Below are 23,112 nucleotides of genomic sequence, written 5' to 3' on the forward strand. Positions count from 1 at the left end.
CTACGAATTTATACAGTTTGATTTCCGAAATTGAATCAGTCTGCTGTCTGCTTTTTTTGACCTCTAACTCTTTGATCTCAATGGGTTTTACTTTCTTGTAATTTGCGATCGCCCCGTGGTCGATTACGAAAAAATTAGAAGCTATGGTTCTAATCTGGCTGATACCGAACTTTTAGATTTGATATTTTCGCCTGGATTTTCTACTGCTAATAAAGTGAGCGAAATTTCTGGGCGCGGTATGGGTTTAGATATTGTGCGTACTCAAATGCACGCACTCAACGGCTCAATTTCAGTTCAATCCTTGCCCAATCAAGGAACAATCTTTATACTCAAAATTCCTTTTTCTATGACTACAGAAAAATTAATGCTAGTTCAAGCCAAAGGTGTTGTTTATGCCCTTCTTTTAGACAGTATCGAAAAAATATTGATTCCTTCTGATCAGCAGATTAAAGAAATCGAAGGAAAAAAAGTCTTGCATTGGAACACAGACAATGATGAGACTATGGTCAGCATCCGTCAACTTTCAAAATTGATTGATTATAATGGCTCGCTCTTTAATAGTGGTACTCCATACAATACATCAAATATTCACGAGCCAAGCATAGCGAAAAATCCAGTGCTTTTACTAAGGCGAAATCAGGGAATATTTGCTTTAGAAGTTGACCAAATAATTGGTGAACAAGAACTGGTAATTAGACCTTTAGGAAATGCGATCGCACCGCCAAAATATATTTATGGTTGTAGTAGTTTAGCCAATGGCAATCTTATCTTAGTGATTGATGCTTCATTGCTGGTAAAGTCTAGCGAGATCCAACAGACAACACTTGATATCATGGCGCTACCAGTAACTTCAGCTTCTTCCTCAAATAAAAAAGCCTTGGCGATATCGGGAGATACTTTGTCATCTACACCATTACTTGCTGCATCTACTTCCACAACAGCTATAGAAACCCAACCCAGTTATTCTCAAGAAGGAGATAATAAATCACCTATAGAAACCCAACCCAGTTATGCTCAAGAGCCAGATAATAAATCGCCAAAAGTAGTTTTAGTAGTAGATGACGCAATTAGTCTGCGCCAAACTCTTTCTCTCACTCTGCAAAAATCTGGCTATCAAGTAATACAAGCTCAAAATGGTATAGAAGCTCTAGAAAAGTTACATTTACATCCTGAAATTCAAGTTGTCGTCTCCGATTTAGAGATGCCACGAATGAATGGTTTTGAGTTGTTGAGCAATTTCCGACAGTACCCAAATTTAGCAAAAATACCTGTAGTGATTCTTACTTCTCGCAGTGCTGAAAAACATCGTCAGCTTGCCCAAGAATTGGGTGCGAAGGCTTACTTGACTAAGCCTTATTTAGAGCATGAGTTTCTTACTACAATTAAGAGTTTAATTAACAGTAATACAGATGATTTTAACCATTTACTCATCGTAGCACATCATTAAAATTAATCTTATTTCAATTGGGTACTATCAGCAAGTTATTAGTGGAAGTTTAAGCTAATCGTCTTAATTACTAGGTAGATTATTTGGATCTACACCTAGAGAACGTAAATATTGCGCTAACTGTTCAGCCCTTTGTCGCTCTTGTTCTGCCTGTTCTGTATCTGTCAAATAGCGATTTCCTTGCTGATCATACCAACATAAAAACTCTTGTTGTATCCCAGCAATTACAGCTTGGTTTCGTCCAATACCTAACCCCACCTCTGGCATAAAATAAGGTTCACCTATTTGTAGTTGGTAGTTTCCATCTATCAACTTATACATTTCAAAGGGTTGATGTTGGTCGCGTCGCCAAAACTCAGGGTTATAAATTACGTAGTACAATACACCGAGTTTTCTATATATAACTAGCTTCTCGTCGTATTCGCCTCCTCGAGTGTGGGATACCATTTCTAATGTGAATATTGGAACTATGCCATTTTCTTCCCAAACCGCATAACTTTTGCGTGATTTGCCACCCTTTTTTCGTTCTACTCCCACACTTAAAAAAGCATCTGGCACTACAGGTACTCTAGGATTGACTCCTGTGGTGTGATAGACTGCCATATCAACTCCGAAGTACCAATCCATGCGATTTGCCCAAATGGAGTTGAGTAAGAAGAGTAAAATGTTGGGCAAAAAATTTTGGTCTTCGTTATCTACTGGCGTATCGTCTGAACAGGGAAGTTCATCAGTAGTTGGTAACGCATTTTTGAGATCAGGTGAGAGCATGACCGTTGTCTCGCTGGCGTTTGATACCTTTATTATAAAAGTGAGTGATCAAAAGTTTAGCGTTTGGGTGCAGCCTCGCCAAACTTAATTAAAAGTGCGATCGCAATACTAACAAGCAAAATTAACGTCATACTTAAAGCTGAACCAAATCCCCAATTTTGCGTTGCTCCCAGAAACTGGTTATAAACTAACCGCGCTGCCGTCATACTAGAAGCACCACCAAGTAATTCTGGATCAACAAAATCCCCCAAACCTGTGATGAATACAAGCATAGAAGCAGCTGTAATTCCAGGCAAAATTTGCGGTACGGTTACTTGGTAAAAAGTTTCTACCGGACTTGCACCTAAATCAGCCGCCGCTTCTAGTAACCGCTTGTCTAGCTTTTCGAGAGAAGCATATAAAATCAAAACCATATAGGGTAACAAGCTGTAACTCATGCCAATAAATACAGCTTGACTCTGGTTAAGTAATTCCAAAGTAGGCAAGCCCAGATTGCTGAGTAAACTGTTCAATAAACCAGTAGGACGAAGAATTGTAATCCAAGCATAGGAGCGAAGTAAGGAGGAAGTCCACAAAGGCAATATAAAGCCTAATAGCAGTAAATTACGCCAACGCTGCGGCGCTATCTGAGCAATCCAATAGGCGACAGGGAAGCCCAAAATTAAACAAATTATTGTAGTGCCAAAGGCAAAAAATAGCGATCGCCCAATTACTTGTATGTAAAGGGGGTCAAATATGCGGATGTAGTTTTTGAATCCGTTGGGATTGACCAAATCTCCTGGTCGGATGTCTGCAACTAAACTTAACTCGAAAATTATCAGAGTTGGCAGCACCAACAAAAGTAATAACCAAATCCCAGATGGTGCAAGTAATAGCAAAGGTTGGAGCCAATTCGCTCGTGGGCGATGCAATTCTTCTATTTTAGAAATATCACTTTTTTGAAAATTAACCACTTATAACTCCTAACTCCTGTACAGACGCGATTAATCGCGTCTCTCCAAATTATTAATTCCTAATTATTTTAGCCGCTAGTTAATTGAGTCCAATAGCGCTCGTAAACCTCTTCAAATTCTCCCACAGGAGTAACACGTTCACAATTTGCTAAAAGCGACTCTGAGGGAAATAAATTAGTATTGTTTTGTATTGTTTTTGGCAATTGCTCAAATCCAGCCCTGTTAGGCGTAGAAATACTCAGGCGTTGACTGATTTTGGCTGCTAATTCTGGTTGCAGAATCATGTTAATCCAAGCATAGGCTCCAGCCTGATTAGGGGCTGTTTTCGGAATTACAATAGTGTCTGTCCATAATGAAGAACCACTGCGAGGAATTACATATTTGAGTTTAGGGTTTTCTTGAGAGATTCTCACCGCATCTGCTGAATAGCACATTGCCAATAGTAAATCTCCTGCCAGAATTTGATTTTGCCAAGCGTCGGTGTCAAAACGGGCGATCGCAGGTTTTAGCATCTTCAACTTTTCATAAGCTTGTTTGATTTCTTGTTCATTTTTTGAGTTGTAAGAATAACCTAGCATTCGTAACGTCGCACCCATCACTTCTCGAACATCATTGAGCAAAGTCATCCGTTGATTAAGTTGCCCTTGGTTTTGCCAAAGGTAATCCCAGTCTTGTGGTGCATCTTTGAGTTTTTCGGAATTGTAAAGTAAACCTGTTGTCCCCCAGTTAAAAGGGATACTATATCGGTTATTGGGGTCATAGCTAGGATTCTGAAACCGGGGAAATAAATTCTCTAAACCAATTAAGCGATCGTGATTTATTTCTGTTAATAAACCTTTGTCTACCATCTTCTGCACCATGTAATCGGATGGGTAAATGATGCTGTAAGTGCCACCACCTCCAGCTTGGAACTTAGCCAGCATGACATCATTGGAATCATATACATCCGCTAGCACTTTCATGCCAGTTTGGGTGTTAAAAGTTTTCAGTAATTGGTTGTCAGTATATTGTGTCCAGGTAAAGATATAAAGTTGGTCACGTTGACCAGAACTATTAGAATTAGCACGTACTTCAGCCAGCCTCCAGCCACAACCAGCTAAAGATAAGCTAGAAAGTGCTGCCACCCCTTTTAAAAATTGGCGTCTGTTAGTCATTAAATTAGAAGTTGTTCATCGACAACCTCTAGATTACGGTATACTTAGTAGCCCCTGGCGTGATTTTTTGGGTTAAATGTGTCATTCTTCACACTTATCAAACGCACCCCTTTCCTTCCCCTATCGTCGCCGCTACGCAAATGGGTGAGATGTAGGGCTTCTGTAGGAGTTAGCTAAAGACTTTATTTTACTTTAGGGCTTGGGTAATCTTATGATGGTTGTCCTGCCTCAATGAGATCCCTGCATGGAAGGAGTTTTTTAACATACGGGTATCAATGGAACAACAAACCAGAAGTTTTTGCAGATGAAATTATGTAGATTTTGACTATATAGCTTAGACTAGTAAATCTATCATCATATTTCTTATAGCTTCAATCAATAGGCTGTTATGCTCTTCCCAAGAAAGCCAAACAAGTTTGTAGAGAATTGCGGCACAAAGTAGTTAAATATGTTGTTAAACATTTGTAAACTGTTAGCAGCCGAGTAGCCGCGTGTCACATCTTGTTAAGGAATTATCATGAGACAACTTGTTATTGCTGAACGCGTATGCCTCATTGGTCATATCGTGTCAAAAGCTTTTGGACTGGTAGGGATGCTACTGGTCGTGCCTAATGCCGAAATAATTTTCAACTTATCGCAGGTTGGAGAAACTGCCGTACAGTTAAGTATGGCAGGTGGCGGTGTAGTTGATATCATCTTGGGGACAATAGCTGTCTCTATTTATGCCTACCGAACGTTGGGATTGGGAACTTGGCTAGCATTTATGCTGCCGGCTATGTTTATCTCCTTGGGGAGTGAACTACTGGGAACCAGCACAGGTTTTCCATTTGGAGATTATAGCTACTTGAGTGGCTTGGGTTATAAGATTGCGGGGCTAGTTCCTTTCACTATTCCTTTATCTTGGTTCTATGTTGGGCTATCGTCGTATTTAATTGCGAGAACTGGTTTGAAAGTGGCTCAAAAACCCAGTTGGGGACGCCATATTGCGGCTATAGCCGTTGGTGCTTTACTCTTCACTTGCTGGGATTTTGCCCTTGAGCCAGCGATGAGTCAAACTTCTCTGCCTTTTTGGTATTGGGAACAACCGGGAGCTTTCTTTGGGACACCTTACCAGAACTATGCAGGTTGGTTCGGCACTAGCGCCCTGTTTATGAGTGTGGCAGGATTGTTGTGGAGAAACACTTCGATTAAATTAGAGCGATCGCAACTTAATCTACCCTTAGTCGTTTATTTAACTAACTTTGCCTTCGCCGCCGGATTAAGCTTGGCCGCTGGATTCTCCATCCCTGTGTTGCTCGGCTTATTTCTTGGTGTGGCTCCCGCTGTGGCGCTGTGGTTAAGCAGTTCAACCACACCCACTCCAGTTGCTGTTGAACCAGCAAGCAAGGAAGTTTCAGTGGCAAGAAGCGTTAAAGTTGCCTTGAAATAAGCCTATAGATTGGGGAGTGGGGAGACAAAGGGAAGAACCCATGCCCTATGCCCCATCCCCAATGCCCATTTGTTTTGTATAGCCGCGATTTTAATTGATAAGTATTTTGACAACAGTAGACAACGCTTTGATAGTAGAAAGCGCCATTTCCCTTTTATTGCTACTTATCCAAGTACCAGCAACGGCGATTCTGTTTTCGCGCTTGCTAAAGGGGCCAAGACGGCATCCTCCAATAGAACCGCAACAGCCGACACCGGAGCTTTTGGGTAAGGTTAGCGTCGTCGTTCCCACGCTGAATGAGGCGCTTCGTATTAGCCCTCTGTTGGCTGGTTTGAGTCAGCAAAGCTACGAAGTTCGCGAAATTATTGTTGTAGACAGCAAGTCTAGTGATGGCACCCCAGACTTGGTAAAAGCGACACAGCAAAAAGATCCGCGCTTTCGCGTGATGACAGATGACCCCTTACCATCTGGTTGGGTGGGTCGTCCTTGGGCCTTGCATAACGGTTTTCTATATAGCTCTGAGGGTAGTCAGTGGTTTCTTGGGCTAGATGCTGATATCCAACCGCATCCTGGTTTGGTTGCTGGTTTGGTGAAGACGGCCGAAGCACAGGGTTATGACCTCGTTTCCCTTTCACCCCAGTTCATTCTCAAATATCCAGGGGAGTGCTGGCTACAACCGGCTTTGTTGATGACTCTGCTTTACCGATTTGACCCCGCTGGGATCAATACAGAGCAGCCAGAACGGGTGATGGCAAATGGGCAGTGTTTTTTGTGCCGCCGCTCCGTTTTAGCTGCTGTGGGTGGCTATAGTAGTGCGGGTGGTTCTTTTTGTGATGATGTCACTTTGGCACGAAATATTGCTGTTCAAGGATATAAGGTGGGCTTTTTAGATGGCGCAAAGGTGCTAAAAGTACGGATGTATGAAGGGGCAATGGAGACGTGGAAGGAATGGGGGCGCAGTCTCGATCTCAAAGATGCCACTTCTCGTTCGCAGTTGTGGGGAGATTTATGGTTACTCACATCTGTTCAAGGTCTACCTCTTTTAATAGTCCTGAGTTTTGTGTTGATTTCTCCTCCACTTTCTTACTCGCTACAGACGCGATTAATCGCCTCTCTACCCACTCCCCCACTGCTCTTACTGGGACTAAATTTATTCTTGGTGGTGATTCGCTTTGCTATGCTAATTGCGATCGCACCTTCTTATGATCGCAAAAGCGCAAAAGGCGGCTGGTTATTCTGGCTTTCTCCTTTGGCTGATCCCTTAGCTGTGCTGCGAATCTTCTTATCTGCGTTCCGTAAGCCACGCGAGTGGCGGGGACGGAAGTATAGTGGTGAGTTATGAGTGGTGAGTTATGAGTTATGAGTTATGGATTTTCAACTCCTCACTCCTAACTCTTCACTTCTACTAAACTCCCTACTCCTCTTCACCTCCTATTTGATCCCCGCGTTCTAGTTCCCAAAGAATTTGATTCCCTTCACGGCGTACCCGTGATACTATCCAGTTTCGCCAGCGCCATTGATCTCCTCGACTGGTAACAGCGCTGGCGTGGACATCCATCAAGTCTGCTAACTCAGAACTGGTGATTAAATAGCCTTTTTCAGAAATTTCGTCAGCGATACGCAGAGTTTCAACCAAGCTGCGGAGTTGCGAAACCCTCATTTCTGGCGGTTTTTCATCGGTTGCGGCCGCACTTGGGCCAGTTGATGGTTCCATAACGGTTATTTCTGGTGCAGAAGTACTGATTTTTTGCGGACTTTGGTTAGTTATTCGAGAGTTTTTTTCATAATCAGCTACTTTTGCTACATTTAGTTCATTTTTGGAAGGTAAAGATTTATAAAAATTTGTAGGAGTTAATTGTTGTAGCGAAGGAATTTTGCCACTGGCATAGGTGCGAGCGATCGCATCACAACGTTCGTTACCTATGTTACCAGAATGTCCCCTGACGTGTTGCCATTTTACTTGTTGGGTATTGAGTTCATCGAGAGTCTCCAAAAGCTCTTGGTTTTGGACAGGTTTACCATCTGACTTTTTCCAGCCTTTCTTTTTCCAGCCTTTCACCCACTTGGTAACGCAATTAATCAAGTATTCGCTATCCGTATGAAGGATGATCGGTTCAGCTTGTTGAGATGTTTGCAGGAATTGTAGGGCTGCGATCGCAGCTTGCATTTCCATTTTATTATTGGTGGTATGAGGGGATGCATCACCCATTTCGTGGATTGAGCCATCGCTGAAATAGACGACAACACCCCAACCACCAGGGCCAGGGTTTCCCGTGCAAGCACCATCGGTGTATATGCTTTGGATTGTGGGTTGAGTGGACATGGTTAGGGTATCGAACCGCTAAGGACGCTAAGGGAAGAGTGATTAGCTGCGAATTTTTTGAAGAATATCCAGGCTATTATACTGGTTCGCACTCCAGCTAAGGTAAAGACGTTGGCGCGTTAAAGATGCATTTCTCCTGACAAAACGACTTTTGGGTTTGGCTTATATCTGGGTCGGTGATACGAACAGCGTACAAATCCAAATTCTGGCTACTTGGATTTTTTATGCTGTTCTCAATCAATTATGTATTGATGTGGCGTAGTTTACCGCCGTAGGCATCGCTTTGAATCAACCCCTAGACCGGATTTCTACGGTAATGGCTTTTCGTGTTTATACCCGGATTTTTCAAGCTATTCTAAGTGGTAATGCCACTGACGCTGTTCTCTATCTTGTTGAGCGTCAAAAGCTTTTTGGATTAGTTAAAACCAGGTAGGCGTAAGCGCCATCGACAGATTGACGCTTACACCTAACAAATTTGGGCTTTATCTTCTGAAGTTGACACCAATTGGCACTGCGTGCCCCTACGGGTGATGTAATGTTGTACCGTATCTGAATGCGAACCGCTATACAACTCCTAAAGATATCGCTGCAATAGACCAATGAAAACTTCTGGTATTTCCAAATGAGGTAATACTCCTGCATCTGCGATCGCATAAAAATCTCGAATTGCACTTGTATTTAAATTTGCCAAGCGTTTTCCTAATTTGATGTTGGTAAATTGTGCCTTTTCTCCCCAAAAGATCACCGTGGGAATTGTCAGTTGCTTAATATATAAACTCAGGTCAAAGTAAAGATCCCCCCGCAAAAATGACAAAGCGGCAAACTTGGCATTAGGCTGCTGTGCAGAGGTTAAATAAGCCTCCACCATTTCTTGAGATAGTCGTTGTGACTTGGCAAACAGAAAACTTTGTAAAAAATTTCGGACTGCAATTTCATTTTCAGCACCCAGCATGTAAATAAAATTGTCCAACAGAGGCGTATTGATCACCGAAAGCGGAAGTCTGCGTCCAGCGCCCTGCCCAAAATCATCAAATCCAGAGGGGGACACCAGAAACAGTGCTTTGAATAAATTGGGTTGAACAATAGCTAGGCGGATAGCAAAAGCGGCTGTTAAAGACGAGGCTACCACGGTCACTGGCTGGCGACAAGTTTCGATGATAAACTCTGCGATCGTGCTGAGATAATCCCTAATTTTATAATCCCGGACTGGATGAGCCGATTCTCCCCAGCCGATTAGATCGGGAGCTAAAATGTGATAGCTAGAAGCAAAAGCCGGGTAAACTTTAGACCATTCATACGCAGATGCCCCACCACCAAAGTTATGGAGAAACAGTAGTGGAGGTAAATCTTCAGTATCAGCGATCGCCCAAGGTGCATTCGTTTGGGTATAGTAAACCATCGCCCCCAAGGATGTATGGATGACTTTATGTCCAAAACCAGGAGGTTGAAACTGAAGCATAAAATTAAAAACTATAGTTTAATAAGAACAGTGATAATTTATAATTCATTCTTGCTTTTGGTTACTATCTCCTGTGATTTGAACAACTTGATTGAGGTTATCACCACTGATGTGATAAGCTCCGCCAAAACCAACTACAAAACGACCTTCACTAGGAATTAGCTGGAAAATCCGAAAGTCAGACAAGCCGCGCAAAACTTCGATAATTTGACCAAACCGCCTTTGAAATTGCTCAACCATTTGATTCCACTTGTCAGTTTCACGCTCTATCAAAGTTGCCGTACAATCAAAACTCAAACGACGACGGGCAAAAATTAGATTACTCTTAGCTTCATCCTCAATAAACAAGACGCTAACATGAGGATTGGCATAGATATTTTTGGTATGAGTCGAAAGACCACTGACGTAAATGTAGATGTTCTTGGAATCATCCATTACAAAGGGAGCATAACTAGCATTGGGTATTGCCTGGGCGCTTACGGTGCTAATGATGACACTCTCAAATTCTTCAGGAAACTTTTCGTACTCAGCTTGAATGTTTTCAAGTTGGCTCATAAGTAAATTACCGTTTGATTAGGAACACCTAATTAAGTATCCTAACGTGATTGAGCGATGTCTACGACGGGCTATACCTATGCATGGAATGCCAAAGATTTGGCTTAATTGTAGCTAGTCTCCCTCATTAAAGAGAATTGCTGGTTACAGGTATCTCCTGTAGCCTATCCCCTTTCACCTAATTAAAGCAACTCAGCATTATCCAATTTCTGAGTACCGGAGGATTTGGAAAAACAGACATTGGGCTAAACTTAAGAAAGTTGTGAGGACGCAAATGTGACTGACAAAAATCGTTCTCAATGGGATTTAGGCAGGTTTCTCGAAACCCTGACTTACTTTGAGGTAATTCCTTTCCTTAACTGGGTACAGCAGTTAATCCAAGGCCGTCCTAAGGATAATCAATATAGACCCAATGGAGGAAGAAACGTGGGTGTAATACTAGTAGCAGGGGCAACAGGTGGTGTAGGTAAGCGAGTGGTGCAGCGATCGCTCCAACAGGGTTATAAAGTTCGCGCCCTAGTTCGAGACATTAATAAAGCACGGTCAATTCTTGGTAATGATATAGACTTGGTAGTTGCGGATATAACTAAACCAGAAACTTTAACTCCTTTAGTTATGGCTGATATCCAAGCTGTAGTTTGTTGCACAGCAGTGCGTGTGCAACCAGTTGAGGGAGACACAGCAGATAGAGCAAAATATTACCAAGGTGTTAAATTTTATCAACCAGAAATTGTTGGCGACACCCCAGAAAATGTGGAATATCAAGGTGTCAAAAATTTAGTTCAAGCTGCGGCAAAATATCTACCCCAAGCAAATGAAAAACCGATATTTGATTTTACAAAGCCATCAGCAGAATTAAAGGATATTTGGGGGGCGCTAGATGATGTCGTCATGGGTGGCGTGAGTGCCAGTAATATCCAATTAGTAGAAAATACAGCTTTGTTTGCTGGTAATGTCTCCACGGCTAACTCTGGCGGATTTGCTTCTATCAGAACTAAGAATTTTGATCCCCCCTTCAACTTATCTGATTGCGAAGGTGTAAAATTGCGCGTCAAAGGTGATGGTCAGCGTTATAAAATATTTCTGCGGACAGATACAAAATGGGATGGCATTGGCTATAGCTATTCTTTCGATACCGTAGCTAATACCTGGATAGATGTTCACATTCCCTTTGCAGATTTGATTCCTGTCTTTCGGGCAAAAGTTGTCAAAGATGCGCCGCCAATTGAGCAGAGTAGAATTTGTTCATTTCAACTGATGTTGAGCAAATTTGAATATGATGGAGCTTTGAATCCCAAATTTTCTCCCGGTGGTTTTACTTTGCAGTTGGAATCAATTAAAGCTTACGGCGGGACAACTTTACCACAATTTATCTTAGTCAGTTCAGCAGGCGTGACTCGTCCTGGTCGCCCTGGGATTAATTTAGATGAAGAACCGCCAGCAGTGAAATTAAATGACCAATTGGGAGGGATTTTAACTTGGAAGTTAAAGGGAGAAGATAGTTTAAGAGAAAGCGGAATTCCTTATACCATTGTTAGACCTTGTGCTTTAACTGAGGAACCAGGGGGTAAGGAATTAATATTTGAACAAGGCGATAATATTAAGGGCAAAATCAGCCGTGAAGATGTGGCAGAACTTTGCGTGCAAGCGCTAAAACTAGCAATAGCTTGTAATGTCACGTTTGAGGTAAAACAGACAGAAAATACTGTTACCTCTATCGATTGGCAGAAGCTATTTTGTGACATACTCCCAGACCTCAGCAAGCAGTAGGTGTGGGCTTCTCAGTGACTCCTGCTACTGCATAGGACATTAACTGAGCTTTCAAGTCGGGATGCCCCACCGACCTATTTTTAATTACGATGGCTGCATTATGGTCGCGATCCAAAGAACAACCGCAACTGCATTCATGCCATCGTTCATGCAACTTTTTGGGTACTTTCACCCCACAATTAGAACATTGCTGGCTTGTCCCAGATGCTTTAACTGGTATTACCAACAAACCAGCATTTTCGGCTTTGTTTGTCAATATTGATAAGAAGCTACCCCATCCAGCATCATGTACAGATTTTGCAAGTTTAGATTTTGAAAGTCCCTTAATGTTTAGGTCTTCGTGTGCAATTACATCATATTTTTTCAATAAATTATTAGCAGTTTTCAAATGAAAGTCTTTGCGTTTATCAGCAACTTTTTTATGCTGTTTACCCACTTGCTTAACTGCTTTCTTTGTGCCTGCGGTAGGCGCAAAGCCTTTAACACAGCAATGCTAGAGCGTCTACATACTGTTTTTGAGGAGTTATTAATAAAGTGGGATTGTAAACTTGTTGAGTTCAACGGTGAAGATAATCACGTACATCTTCTTTTTCAATATCATCCTGATTTAGAACTCAGTAAGTTAGTAAATAACTTAAAATCAATTTCCTCCATAAAATTGAGACAAGAATTTTCCGAACATTTAAAACTTTTTTATAGTCAAGATGTCTTTTAGCTGCCAGTAGAACAGTAGTATTGCTCCCCTAACTTCCAAAGTTTCAGCGCAACTATCAGAAATACAATGCCTGCCATTGGAGAGACGTAGCAAAACCACAAAGGCACTAAAAAAGTATCTTCTTTTTCAAGCACTGCAAGCAAAGGAAAATAACTCACGCAGGCAAGTGGTATAAAGAAAGTGAAGAATCGCTGAAACCATTTGCCATAAATTGAAAGAGGATATTGAGCCGTTTCTACTCCTCCATAAGTGAGGATATTCATAATTTCGAGCGATTCAATAGTCCAGAATGTGAGCGTTGCTTGCACAATAACGATACCAATAAAAAGGGCAACGCTACCAATAAATGAAGTGCCCAAAAGCCACCATGTTTTCAAAGCAAAAGGAATGTGGAGAGTTGAAAGCGACCACCCGGTAACAATAAGCCCTTGAGAAAATCTTCCTATTCGTTTCAAGGTAAATTCTGTCCCCAGAAGTTGAAGTACTGTGGTGCGTGGACGAAGAAGTAAACGATCAAAGTCTCCATTCTTAATTATTTTTCCAAATGAATCAAACCCTCGTCCCAGAGCATCAGCACAGGCGAAAGAAATATTTACCATTCCATAAAATAGAGCAACTTCACTCAGAGTCCACGTACCAATATTATTAAAACGAGTAAAAAGTGCCCATATTCCGAAAAATTCAACAAAGGTTCCGAGAAAATTCCCTACTACTTGAAGAAAGAAGGACACTTTGTACTGCATTTGTGATTTTAAAGATACAGAAATATATCGGAGGTAGAGAAAAAAAGCATTCACACTCATCCTCCTTGAATTACAAGCTTTCTTACACCACGGTTCACAAGGAAACGCCCAAGGATAACAATCACAACTATCCAGAAAGTTTGATGCAGCAATATATGAAATAGTTCATTGGGTAAAAGATTCCCAGTAAAAAGACGAAAAGGTTGGTCAACAAGCCCTGAAAAAGGAAGTGCATTCAAAAAAGGCTTGCTCCACTCAGGAAAAAGTGGCAGAGGAACAATCATTCCAGACAAGATAATAATCAGAGTGGGGAGGATACTATTAATTCCCTCACCAGAAAGTGTCCACATCATTGATACAGTCAGAAGCATAGTCAATGCAGACGAAAGCAGAATTGCACCAATAAAGGAGATAAAAAAAGCAACAAAAGAAGCAAAGGAGGGTGGAAAAGAAAGCGATCGCTCCGAAAGCCCGACAATGGGAAAAAGGAAAATTGTCACACAAAGAAGAGGAATAGCACGAAGTATCAAGGGTGCTGTGCGAAGCGCCAAAGCGCGAGTAAACCAAAAATTATAAAGGTCAGTGGGTCGGAGAAGATCGTATCCTACCGCACCGGAACGGATCAAGTCTTGAATCTCCTTATCACCTGACCAAGGGACAATCGCCATCAAAAACGCCTGTCCAAGCCATATATATCCTACAGCCTCACGAAAAGTCAGAGGTTGAGCAGAGGTTGTGTTAGTGAAGAATGCTTCTAAAACCATAACTTTCACGAACCCCCAAAATAGTTGAGTTGCAATCCCAGCTAAAGCAGCAGTCCGATATTGCAGCAGTAGTGCAAATCTCGCAACAAACAGTGACAAATAGGCTTTCATCCGAAAATCCCTCCTGACTTCGCATAAAGTTCAGCAACTATCTCTTCAATAGGTGGATTTTCCACAAAAAGATCCTCTACTTCGTGTTTTGAGGTAATCTGGCTAATCAGGGACGCAGCAGAAAGCTTTGTGGGATCGAAGGCAAGAGTTACGGTACGACCTTCTTTGGAGATGATACTGACCCCTTCTTCTTCAAAGGAGAAATCATCGTTTGTCAGGTCTATTCTTAAGTAGCGACGCGAAGAAACTTGAGAACGCAGCGTTGCTAGAGTTCCATCACAAAGAATTTCACCTCCACCAATAATAATTATGCGATCGCACAATGCCTCGATATCATCCATATCATGGGTAGTCAGAATAGTAGTTACTTTATGAGTTTTATTCAGCGCTTTAATAAATTTTCTGACAGCAAGCTTTGAAACTGCATCCAGACCGATAGTAGGTTCATCCAGAAAAAGGATCTCAGGTCTGTGAAGCATTGCTGCTGCAAAGTCACATCGCATCCTTTGACCAAGGCTTAATTGCCTCACAGGCGTAGAGAGAAAGCTTGATAGGTCAAGCAAATCAATCATTTCTTGGCGCGTCTGGCGATACTCTGAATCGGGAACGCGATAAATATCCCGCAGCAGATCGAAGGACTCAATCACTGGTAGATCCCACCATAGTTGCGATCGCTGACCAAACACTACTCCAATACGACCAACATGCCGGATTCTATCTTTCCAGGGAGTTCGTCCGCCAATTATGCATTTCCCACCCTCAGGGACTAAGATACCACTTAAAATTTTAATAGTAGTCGATTTCCCGGCTCCATTTGGGCCGATATATCCTACAAGTTCTCCTTGATCAAGGGAGAATGAAACTCCTTTCAACGCATGAACAACTCTTGTTTTTCGCTGCACAAGTCCTTGGATTGAACCGAAAAGCCCAGAGGAGCGTTCAGATACAAAAAAAGTCTTTCTGAGGTCTTCGACAATAATATGAGACATATATTATTTCAAGTTTTTTCGCAATAACTTGCAGCAGTTTTGATCTTATTGAAACACGTCAAACTGCCAGATATTTTCATAGGCAAGTATCATTTTATATCGCCTCAAATTTTCAGGTTATGCCTATGGCAACTCCTTCAGGTGTACACGTAAAATTCCTTGAATTACTTGTTGTACAGCTTCTTTACTCAAGCTACCATCTACCCGCATAATTCGTGAGGGATAGGATGCTGCTAACTCTGCGTATCCTTGCTGAACGCGCCGATGAAAAGCGATTGTTTCTTGTTCAATGCGGTCTAGTCCTACTCCATCTCCCCGTTTGCGGGCCAGTCCCAATTCGACATCGACATCTAGCCAAATAGTTAAGTCACTTTCTAAACCACCAGTGGCAATATAATTAAGCTGATTGATTAAACTCATGTTCAAACCGCGACCATATCCTTGGTAGGCAATAGTAGAGTCAGTGTAGCGATCGCATAAAATGTATTTCCCGGCTGTGAGGTTTGGTTTAAGTTCTTGTTCAATGTGTTGCGATCGGTCGGCAGCATACAACAAGAGTTCTGTCACTTGTGCAACTGGTTTATCCTCTGCTTTTTCTAGTAGCAAGCGGCGAAGGTGTAAGCCTAACTCTGTTCCTCCTGGTTCACGAGTTACTACCACAGAAATACCTAGACTTTCCAACCACTCAGAACAAAGCTGCATTTGGCTGGTTTTGCCACAGCCTTCCACACCTTCAAATACAATTAGTTTGCCACCCATGCTTTTTAAAGTTCGCTGCAATAAACTTGTTCGCTGACGTTTGATCAAGAATAGCGCGAAGTGTTACAGGCGGGTGAGACGCTTACCCCACAATCAGTAGTTGGATATTTTTTTATTTGGCAGTCTCTAAATACACAAAAACAGGTTTTTGGCAATTTGGCAGATCAAGTATTTTTGACACTGGTATTTTTGGGATTGTGCAATGGGTGTAGCAGAAGTTGCCCTAACCAGATGGTCGAGATTTTCAAGTTACTTCTGTAATTCCTGGAAGACATCAATCACAGCTGGTTATTTTAACTGGTATGTCAAGGTGTCTGTGCATAATCAACTCGTACAGGAGATTAATTATGTCAGGCGTAATTAAACGTCGTCAATTTATTCAAGCAACACTGGCAGCAACCGCAAGTATAGGTTTGCCTAGCATTGCTTCTGCCACCTATCGTGGTGAAGAATGTGTAGAAGCGCTAGTGATTGGTAGCGGTTTTGGTGGAGCAGTTGCAGCATTGCGCCTTGGTGAAGCTGGAATTAAAACCATAGTATTGGAGCGAGGACGACGATGGCCAATCACCGCCGCAGGTAATACTTTCTCCACATATCAGAATCCAGATGGTCGGTCTACTTGGTTAAGTCCGACTACAGTTATATTTAACCAAGTTCCAATTGATGTATACACTGGTGTCCTTGATGTTAAGGTAGGCGATGGCATCATTGTTTATCGTGGGGCAGGGGTAGGAGGCGGTTCGCTAGTCTACAACGCAGTTAGTTATCAGCCAACTAAAGAACTTTTTTATCAAGTCTTTCCACGCAGCATCAAATATGAGGAACTGGATAAAGTTTACTATCCAAGGGTGCGTTCCATCCTCAACCCATCTCCAATACCAGATGACATTCTAAAAACTGACTACTATTTGGCAAGCCGGATCTTATTAGAGCAAGCAGCAAAAGCTGGTTTAAAAGCTAAGAAGCTTGATGTGGCTGTTGATTGGGATATCGTTCGACAAGAAATCGAGGGTAAGAAAGTTCCTTCTGCGATCGCAGGTCAAGTTTACTATGGCCTTAATAGTGGTGCAAAAAATAGCTTAGATCGAAATTATCTCAGCATGGCAGAAGCTACTAAAAAGGTGGAAATCCGACCCCTACACGTGGTAAATACAATCGAGGAATACCGTAATGGGCGTTTCCGTTTCCGAGTTACCTGCAATCAAATCAATGAGCGGGGAGTTGTACTGTCCAAAAAATCCTTTATCTGTCGCTATCTATTTTTAGCAGCCGGTTCCATTGGTACCACTGAATTGCTTTTGCGTGCCAAGCACAATAAGACATTGCCTCGTCTGAACAATCAAGTCGGAAAATTGTGGGGAACTAACGGTGATGGGGTGAGTGCGATCGTCACTTCTGGTCAAACTAATGCCACACTGGGTGGCCCAGCATCGGTAGTAATTGAAGACTTCGACAATCCCATCGCTCCATTAGTCATCGAGCAACTTCCTTTTCCGATAGTTCCCCAAGGTGTGTTGGCTCCTGTGAGCCTAGCGATCGCAAAGCCGGAGGGCTATCTGAGTTACAATACTTCTACGCAGTCAGCTAATCTATTCTGGCCCAAGAACTCAGCCAACAATCAAAAAATTACCCAGGCTAATCAGTATACTTACCAACAGCTAAATCAAGCTAATGGTACAAATTTTGGCGCACCGCTTGACTTTAGTGCTACAGCTCATCCCCTTGGTGGCGCAACTATGGGTGCTGTATGCAACACTTATGGCAAAGTCCACGGCTATTTTAACTTATTTGTTGTTGATGGTTCTCTCATTCCTGGATCGACTGCCTGCACTAACCCATCGCTAACTATTGCGGCTTTAGCGGAGCGGTGTATGGATCGCTTTCTCAACAAGAAGCTTCCTGAAAGCAGGGAGTGGGAATAAGAAGGCAGGAGGTAGAAGGTAAAGATAGGCTACTGAAGCGATGTCTGACGACAAGCCTCTTTGCATCTACACACCTTAAAGGCAATACGGTTCAGTTAAGGCTAAAAAGCTGATTATTAATGTGAAATTTCGGAGCTTCTATTTGTTTTCCAGTACCTTTGTGTTTTGTGCAAAGAGTCTTATGGGAAGAAGGATTGTTGTGGGCAGGTCGAATTGAAGTGAGTGCCCAAGCAGTTTCAAAACGATTGCGAACACTGCCAATAGAATTATTTGCACAAATTTTCGAGCAAGTATATAGAAAGAATCAATGTGCAGCCACAAAATCAGGCAGTACCCCTTAGGGACTTCCAAATAAAAAAATATACCATCGCTATAGAGGCAGGGGGCAGGGAGCAGGGAGCAAGGGGAGGGATAGTCGTAGTGAAGTCCAGAAATGGGATAATTTAATTTCTGGAAGTACCCCTTATCTTGTTGAACGTCAAAAGCTCTTTGGATTAGTTAAAGCAGGGCGTAAGCGTCATCGAGACATTGACGCTTACACCCAACAAATTTGGGCAAAATCTTCTTAAGTTGACACCAATGGGCACTGCCGTGCCCCTACGGGTGTACCTCACGTAAACGAGAACCGCTATAGTTGAGCTTCAGCAATATCTTTGTTAAGCCATCGCCTAACTGCTCAATAGATGCCTGCTGTTTAGGATCTTTTAATGTGCCATCGGCATTAAAAGCCTCATAAGCTTTAGCTACGGCTATTTGATCGGGAAGTACCAAAACTTTGATGTTTCCTAAGATAGACCGCAGGTGAACCAACCCCCGCAACCCACCAAGAGCACCTGGGGAAGCGCTCATAATGCTAGCAACCTTACCTGTAAAAGCTGCCAAGGGTGCTTCATTTGGGGCTGGACGGGATGCCCAGTCGATGGCGTTCTTCAAAACTGCTGTGAGTGAACTGTTATATTCTGGTGAAGCAATCAGCAATCCTTGATGAGAAATCATCAACTCTTTAAAAGTGCGGGCGTTGGCAGGTAGTCCTTCTTGAGCTTCCAAGTCTTCATCAAACAGAGGTAGTGGCAAATCGCGGAGGTCTATATAAGTCACTTCTGCACCTGCTGCCTTAGCGCCAGCCGCCGCGATTTTTACCAATTTTTTGTTGTAAGAATCAATTCGGGTGCTACCAGCAAAGGCGAGGATTTTGGGTATAGATGCCATAGTTCTAGGTTGAATCTGAAGGATTGGCCAGTTCAGCTGCATTATCCTGTTTTCAGGCGATCGCTATTTGCTACCTTTAGAGTTTCTTTACAAACTTTCTCTCAGATTATGGCAAGTTGGTCAGACTCTTATCTCGGCAAGTTACGACAAGTTGTAGGCGATCGCCTACTTCTATTATTTGGCGCACGTGTGATTATTGAGGATAATTTGGGGCGTGTTCTGTTGCAAAAGCGAAGTGATTTCAAACTTTGGGGGCTACCTGGTGGCTGTCCAGAAGTCGGTGAATCTGCCGAAGAATGTTCAGCACGAGAGGTTTTTGAAGAAACTGGTTTAACGGTTAAGCGGTTTGCAGCTGTGGGGTTTTCTTCCAACCCAGCCTTTGAAACTGTAACCTATCCTAATGGCGATCGCGTCCAAACCTTCATTTTAATTTTGCGAGCCGTTGAATGGTCAGGCAGTCTCGCTTGCCTAGATGGAGAATCGCTGGCGCTGGAATTTTTTGATTTGGCGGACTTACCTACGTTAATGCCAAATGATCGCCCTGTTTTTGAAAAGTTTCAAGAATACAAAAAAAGCGGCGAATTTCAATTGTTCTAAAGCATTTTTTCCAAGAACTGCTTGGCGCGATCGCACTTAGGATTTTGGAAAAACTCGCCAGGAGTAGTATCTTCTGCTAAACTTCCCTGGTCGAGGAACATAATTCGATTGGCAACTTCTCTGGCAAAGCCCATTTCATGGGTAACAATTGCCATTGTGATTCCAGATAGTGCTAAAGCTTTCATCACTTCCAGCACATCTTTGACCATTTCTGGATCTAGGGCAGAGGTGGGTTCATCAAACAAAATCATCTCTGGTTCCATTGCTAATGCCCGAGCGATCGCTACTCGCTGTTTCTGCCCCCCGGATAGTTTAGAAGGATAGACATTAGCTTTTGGCTCTAAACCTACCTTAGCAAGCAATTCTAAGCCATGCTCTTCTGCTTTTTGCTTGTTTATTCCTTTCACCTTTATGGGTGCGTAGGTGACATTTTGCAGCACATTCATGTGGGGAAATAAATTAAAATGTTGAAATACCATCACCAAATGCTGCCGTACTTTAGCGATGTTTGCCTTGGGATTGGTGATTTCTTGGTCGTGAAAGTAGATTCTGCCTCTGGTGGGTTGTTCTAGTAAGTTTATGCATCGTAAAAAGGTAGACTTACCTGAGCCAGAAGGGCCTAATATAGCAACCACTTCTCCCTGATAAAACTCAGTGGAAATATCTTTGAGTACGTCGAGTTTGCCAAAGGATTTACATAAGAATTCCGTGCGAATGATTACATTACTCACTTTCCCGTAACCTCCTTTCTAAAGCAGATGCACCCAAAGTCATACCCATTACTAAAACATAGTAAATTAACCCTGCAAATAGCAGTGGTTCAAAATAAATATACTTATTTGCACCAACGATTTGAGCGCTGCGTAATATTTCCACTACCCCAATTGTTGACACCAGCGCAGAATCTTTGAGCAATCCGATAGTTTCATTTACCAATGCTGGGAGAATGTTCTTCAATGCTTGGGGCAAAATCACATCCCACATCATCAACCAATAGGGAACACCCATAGACATCGCCGCTTCACTTTGCCCTTTATCCACCGCCTGAATTCCACCCCTGATGGTTTCCGACATATAAGCGCCAGAATTCAGGGTAAAAGTCAGCACCCCTGCTTGCAATGCGGAAATGTCATAGCCTGTAAGCTGAGGTGTTGCGTAGTAAACTAACGCCAACTGTAATAGCAAAGGTGTGCCTCGAAAAACAGAGGTGTAGGCGTTAGCAACCCAGGTAAGCGGCTTGATGCCAAGAATTTTTAATAGAGACAGGATTGTTCCCCAGATTAACCCCAAGGAGACAGATAATAGCGTAAACAACAAAGTTAAAGGGATTCCCCGCAGAATAAAGGGAATATCAGGAAGAATTCTAGTGAAATCAAGATTCAATCCGCCTTTGGCAGGAGTTGAAGATACAGAATTGGTGGTAGTGTTTTGTGAAAACCACTTGGTTACTAGTTTAGCCAATGTGCCATTGTCCTTCATTTCTTGAAGGACTTTGTTAAACGGTTCTACTAAGGCAGAACCTTTGGGAAAAGCGATCGCTGATCCACTTGCTTCCTCTGAGGGAATAATATTAAATTCTAAATCTGGGTTAGCTTGGGCAAATCCCTTAGCGACGGTATCTTCAACAATTGCTGCATCAATTCGCCCAGATTTGATTTCTTGAACTACTTCCGGCACTCTGTTGAGTTGCTTTAGCTGAATACCCACAACTTTTTCAGCAATTTTCTGAGCATTTTGTTCTTGTATGGTTCCTAGTTGTACACCAACCTTCTTCCCTGATAAGTCTTGGGGCTGCTTCAGGTTGCTACCCTTAGAAGCGACAATTGTATCTCTAGCTTCGTAATAAATAATTGAAAAATCAATATTTTTCTGACGTTCTGGAGTCGGAGTCATCCCAGCCATTACAAAATCAGCGCGATTTGCTTGGAGTGCAGGAATTAATCCATTAAAATCAGATTCCATTATCTGAAGTTTAAACCCTAGTTTTTCAGCAAGGGTCTTAGCAATATCTATATCAAAGCCAACGATTTGGCGATCGCCTCCTTTAGTATCATAAAACTCATAAGGAGGATAATCAGGGGAAGTAATCATCGTCAGCGTGTCTTTACCTAAAGATGAGACAGCTTTTAGAGAATTACTATGTCCGATGATGCTGGCTACTAATGCTACAACTAGTATTGTTAATAACCATACTTTCTTCTTCATAAACTTGATAATTATATAAATTACACCCCGCACCTGAAACTGTCACATCAATCGAGCAGATAATACCTGTGACTAAATAATTACTAATTCGTAATTCGTAATGACGCTCGCGGACTCGCTACCGCTACGCTAACGTAATTCGTAATTCAAGGTACAAGTCCCTGACTTTAGTTATGGAGACAAATAAATTTCTGACTTATCAGGTAATATATCTGCCTAATCTCATAAAAACTTAAGGACTGTCAAATTCTTATTTTGGTCGCCTCCAGCAGCTTAACGCTGGCATAAATAGCATCAATATAAGGTGTAGGAATTTGAGTAAGTTTTCCCAATTCTGCCACCGCGCCAACAATAGCATCTATCTCCGTGGAGCGTCCGGCTTCAATATCTTGTAGCATCGAGGTTTTATGGGCACCAACATTTTCTGCCCCATTAATTCGCTGTTCTAAAGTAATGCCAAACTTAGTACCTAACTTTTGGGCGATCGCTTGGGTTTCTGTCATCATTTGCCGCGCTAGTTCACGGGTGAGGGGATAGCGGCAAATATCCTCTAAAGTAGCACCAGTCAGGGCACTGATGGGATTAAACGCCACATTACCCCACAATTTGATCCAAATTTCCGTGCGAATTTGATTGCGAATTGGTGCTTTAAATCCTGCCTGTTTTAAAGCCTGTGCCAATAATTGGATACGTTCTGTTTTAGCACCATCGATTTCACCGAGAGTAAAGCGATCGCCTTCAATATGCGTAATCACACCTGGTTCAATGATCTCAGTTGCCGGGTAAACAACACAACCGATGGCACGATCAGCACCGATATTAGCTTCAATAATCCCATCTGGGTCAACAGATTGAATCCGCGTCCCTTCATACTCACCGCCATACTTGCGAAAGTACCACCAAGGAACGCCATTTTGGGCTGTTACCACCATTGTGTGAGAATCGTAAAGTGCAGGGAGAAAAGGTGCGATCGCAGGCACACTGTGAGCTTTGACAGTTAAAATGACTACATCTTGTGGCCCTGCTGACTGGATATCATTAGTCGCCAGAGACGGAGTAGCAATTTGGCTAGAACCGTCTGCCATGAGCAACTTCAACCCATTTTTTTGAATTGCTTCCAAATGAGAACCACGCGCGATTAGCGTCACTTTTTCACCAGCCAGTGCCAGTTTTGCCCCTAAATATCCACCAATCGCACCCGCGCCAACAATACAGATTTTCATTTTGTTTAGGGATAGTT

Annotated in this window: 19 protein-coding genes and 5 pseudogenes; 9 read left to right on the top strand and 15 right to left on the bottom strand. The window is 42.4% G+C overall.

The window, feature by feature from the left end; genetic code table 11:
* Positions 1–136: 136 nt before the first annotated feature.
* Positions 137–1,447 (top strand): annotated as a pseudogene (locus H6G92_RS30770) (response regulator); the annotation flags it as partial.
* A 63-nt stretch (positions 1,448–1,510) separates the two neighbouring features.
* Here the strand turns inward: H6G92_RS30770 and H6G92_RS30775 are convergent.
* From H6G92_RS30775 to H6G92_RS30785, 3 genes are all read right to left on the bottom strand, one after another.
* Complete coding sequence (locus H6G92_RS30775; RefSeq protein WP_190899584.1) at positions 1,511–2,215, bottom strand: Uma2 family endonuclease; 705 nt, start codon at positions 2,213–2,215, stop codon at positions 1,511–1,513.
* Between the two features lie 56 nt (positions 2,216–2,271).
* Positions 2,272–3,168 (bottom strand): ABC transporter permease, encoded by an 897-nt coding sequence (locus tag H6G92_RS30780; protein ID WP_313890011.1) that lies wholly within the window; start codon positions 3,166–3,168, stop codon positions 2,272–2,274.
* A gap of 68 nt (positions 3,169–3,236) precedes the next feature.
* A complete protein-coding gene (locus tag H6G92_RS30785) occupies positions 3,237–4,322 on the bottom strand; it encodes an ABC transporter substrate-binding protein (RefSeq protein ID WP_190899586.1) in 1,086 nt (361 codons plus the stop codon).
* A 517-nt stretch (positions 4,323–4,839) separates the two neighbouring features.
* On the opposite strand from H6G92_RS30785, the gene cruF reads away from it, so the two are divergent.
* Together cruF and cruG are read left to right on the top strand one after the other, a co-directional pair.
* Complete coding sequence (gene cruF / locus H6G92_RS30790) at positions 4,840–5,751, top strand: gamma-carotene 1'-hydroxylase CruF (RefSeq protein WP_190899588.1); 912 nt, start codon at positions 4,840–4,842, stop codon at positions 5,749–5,751.
* A gap of 106 nt (positions 5,752–5,857) precedes the next feature.
* The gene (cruG, locus tag H6G92_RS30795) at positions 5,858–7,093 is read left to right on the top strand and encodes a 2'-O-glycosyltransferase CruG (RefSeq protein WP_242059371.1); all 1,236 of its coding nucleotides are present in this window, start codon (positions 5,858–5,860) and stop codon (positions 7,091–7,093) included.
* Positions 7,094–7,165: 72 nt separating this feature from the next.
* Here the strand turns inward: cruG and rnhA are convergent, their stop codons facing one another.
* Complete coding sequence (gene rnhA / locus H6G92_RS30800) at positions 7,166–8,074, bottom strand: ribonuclease HI (protein ID WP_190899590.1); 909 nt, start codon at positions 8,072–8,074, stop codon at positions 7,166–7,168.
* A gap of 106 nt (positions 8,075–8,180) precedes the next feature.
* Here rnhA and H6G92_RS30805 point away from each other — a divergent pair.
* Positions 8,181–8,544 (top strand): annotated as a pseudogene (locus H6G92_RS30805) (IS4 family transposase); the annotation flags it as partial.
* 104 nt (positions 8,545–8,648) lie between these two features.
* On the opposite strand, the gene H6G92_RS30810 reads toward H6G92_RS30805, so the two are convergent.
* Both H6G92_RS30810 and H6G92_RS30815 read right to left on the bottom strand, forming a co-directional pair.
* A complete protein-coding gene (locus H6G92_RS30810; RefSeq protein WP_190899592.1) occupies positions 8,649–9,533 on the bottom strand; it encodes an alpha/beta fold hydrolase in 885 nt (294 codons plus the stop codon).
* Between the two features lie 45 nt (positions 9,534–9,578).
* Positions 9,579–10,088 (bottom strand): HugZ family pyridoxamine 5'-phosphate oxidase, encoded by a 510-nt coding sequence (locus H6G92_RS30815; RefSeq protein ID WP_190899594.1) that lies wholly within the window; start codon positions 10,086–10,088, stop codon positions 9,579–9,581.
* Between the two features lie 276 nt (positions 10,089–10,364).
* Between H6G92_RS30815 and H6G92_RS30820 the strand changes: the two genes are divergently transcribed.
* A complete protein-coding gene (locus H6G92_RS30820) occupies positions 10,365–11,858 on the top strand; it encodes a CIA30 family protein (RefSeq protein WP_190899596.1) in 1,494 nt (497 codons plus the stop codon).
* Here H6G92_RS30820 and H6G92_RS30825 read toward each other — a convergent pair.
* Positions 11,845–12,312, bottom strand: a pseudogene (locus H6G92_RS30825) (RNA-guided endonuclease InsQ/TnpB family protein); the annotation flags it as partial. The gene H6G92_RS30820 and the pseudogene H6G92_RS30825 overlap by 14 nt on opposite strands.
* Positions 12,313–12,324: 12 nt before the next feature.
* Here H6G92_RS30825 and tnpA point away from each other — a divergent pair.
* A pseudogene (gene tnpA / locus H6G92_RS30830) lies at positions 12,325–12,570 on the top strand (IS200/IS605 family transposase); the annotation flags it as partial.
* On the opposite strand, the gene H6G92_RS30835 reads toward tnpA, so the two are convergent.
* The 4 genes from H6G92_RS30835 to tmk all read right to left on the bottom strand — a co-directional run bounded on the left by H6G92_RS30835 (position 12,570) and on the right by tmk (position 15,939).
* Positions 12,570–13,370: an ABC transporter permease gene (locus H6G92_RS30835; protein WP_190899598.1), complete on the bottom strand. Its 801-nt coding sequence runs from the start codon at positions 13,368–13,370 to the stop codon at positions 12,570–12,572. The pseudogene tnpA and the gene H6G92_RS30835 overlap by 1 nt on opposite strands.
* A gap of 2 nt (positions 13,371–13,372) precedes the next feature.
* Positions 13,373–14,191 carry an ABC transporter permease gene (locus H6G92_RS30840; protein WP_190899600.1) on the bottom strand — a complete coding sequence of 273 codons (819 nt, stop codon included), beginning with the start codon at positions 14,189–14,191 and terminating at the stop codon, positions 13,373–13,375.
* Positions 14,188–15,180 carry an ABC transporter ATP-binding protein gene (locus tag H6G92_RS30845; RefSeq protein ID WP_190899602.1) on the bottom strand — a complete coding sequence of 331 codons (993 nt, stop codon included), beginning with the start codon at positions 15,178–15,180 and terminating at the stop codon, positions 14,188–14,190. Before H6G92_RS30845 ends, H6G92_RS30840 begins: the two co-directional genes overlap by 4 nt.
* Before the next feature lie 123 nt (positions 15,181–15,303).
* Complete coding sequence (tmk, locus tag H6G92_RS30850; RefSeq protein WP_190899604.1) at positions 15,304–15,939, bottom strand: dTMP kinase; 636 nt, start codon at positions 15,937–15,939, stop codon at positions 15,304–15,306.
* Positions 15,940–16,286: 347 nt separating this feature from the next.
* On the opposite strand from tmk, the gene H6G92_RS30855 reads away from it, so the two are divergent.
* Positions 16,287–17,861, top strand: coding sequence for a GMC oxidoreductase (locus H6G92_RS30855; protein WP_190899606.1), 1,575 nt, complete (start codon positions 16,287–16,289; stop codon positions 17,859–17,861).
* Between the two features lie 167 nt (positions 17,862–18,028).
* Positions 18,029–18,197: pseudogene (locus tag H6G92_RS30860) on the top strand (IS4 family transposase); the annotation flags it as partial.
* 261 nt (positions 18,198–18,458) lie between these two features.
* Here H6G92_RS30860 and H6G92_RS30865 read toward each other — a convergent pair.
* A complete protein-coding gene (locus H6G92_RS30865) occupies positions 18,459–19,070 on the bottom strand; it encodes an NADPH-dependent FMN reductase (protein ID WP_190899608.1) in 612 nt (203 codons plus the stop codon).
* Positions 19,071–19,178: 108 nt separating this feature from the next.
* On the opposite strand from H6G92_RS30865, the gene H6G92_RS30870 reads away from it, so the two are divergent.
* Positions 19,179–19,667, top strand: coding sequence for an NUDIX hydrolase (locus H6G92_RS30870; RefSeq protein ID WP_190899610.1), 489 nt, complete (start codon positions 19,179–19,181; stop codon positions 19,665–19,667).
* On the opposite strand, the gene H6G92_RS30875 is transcribed toward H6G92_RS30870, so the two are convergent.
* The 3 genes from H6G92_RS30875 to H6G92_RS30885 form a co-directional block, all read right to left on the bottom strand.
* On the bottom strand, positions 19,664–20,398 hold the full coding sequence (locus H6G92_RS30875) for an amino acid ABC transporter ATP-binding protein (protein ID WP_313890012.1): 735 nt from the start codon (positions 20,396–20,398) through the stop codon (positions 19,664–19,666). The two genes, H6G92_RS30870 and H6G92_RS30875, sit on opposite strands and share 4 nt — an antisense overlap.
* Positions 20,391–21,872 carry an ABC transporter permease subunit gene (locus tag H6G92_RS30880; protein ID WP_190899612.1) on the bottom strand — a complete coding sequence of 494 codons (1,482 nt, stop codon included), beginning with the start codon at positions 21,870–21,872 and terminating at the stop codon, positions 20,391–20,393. The genes H6G92_RS30875 and H6G92_RS30880 overlap by 8 nt, the downstream gene beginning before the upstream one ends.
* A 242-nt stretch (positions 21,873–22,114) precedes the next feature.
* Positions 22,115–23,095 carry a 2-dehydropantoate 2-reductase gene (locus tag H6G92_RS30885; protein WP_190899614.1) on the bottom strand — a complete coding sequence of 327 codons (981 nt, stop codon included), beginning with the start codon at positions 23,093–23,095 and terminating at the stop codon, positions 22,115–22,117.
* Positions 23,096–23,112 lie beyond the last annotated feature (17 nt).

The sequence above is a fragment of the Nostoc foliaceum FACHB-393 genome (assembly GCF_014698505.1).
Taxonomy (GTDB): domain Bacteria; phylum Cyanobacteriota; class Cyanobacteriia; order Cyanobacteriales; family Nostocaceae; genus Nostoc; species Nostoc foliaceum_A.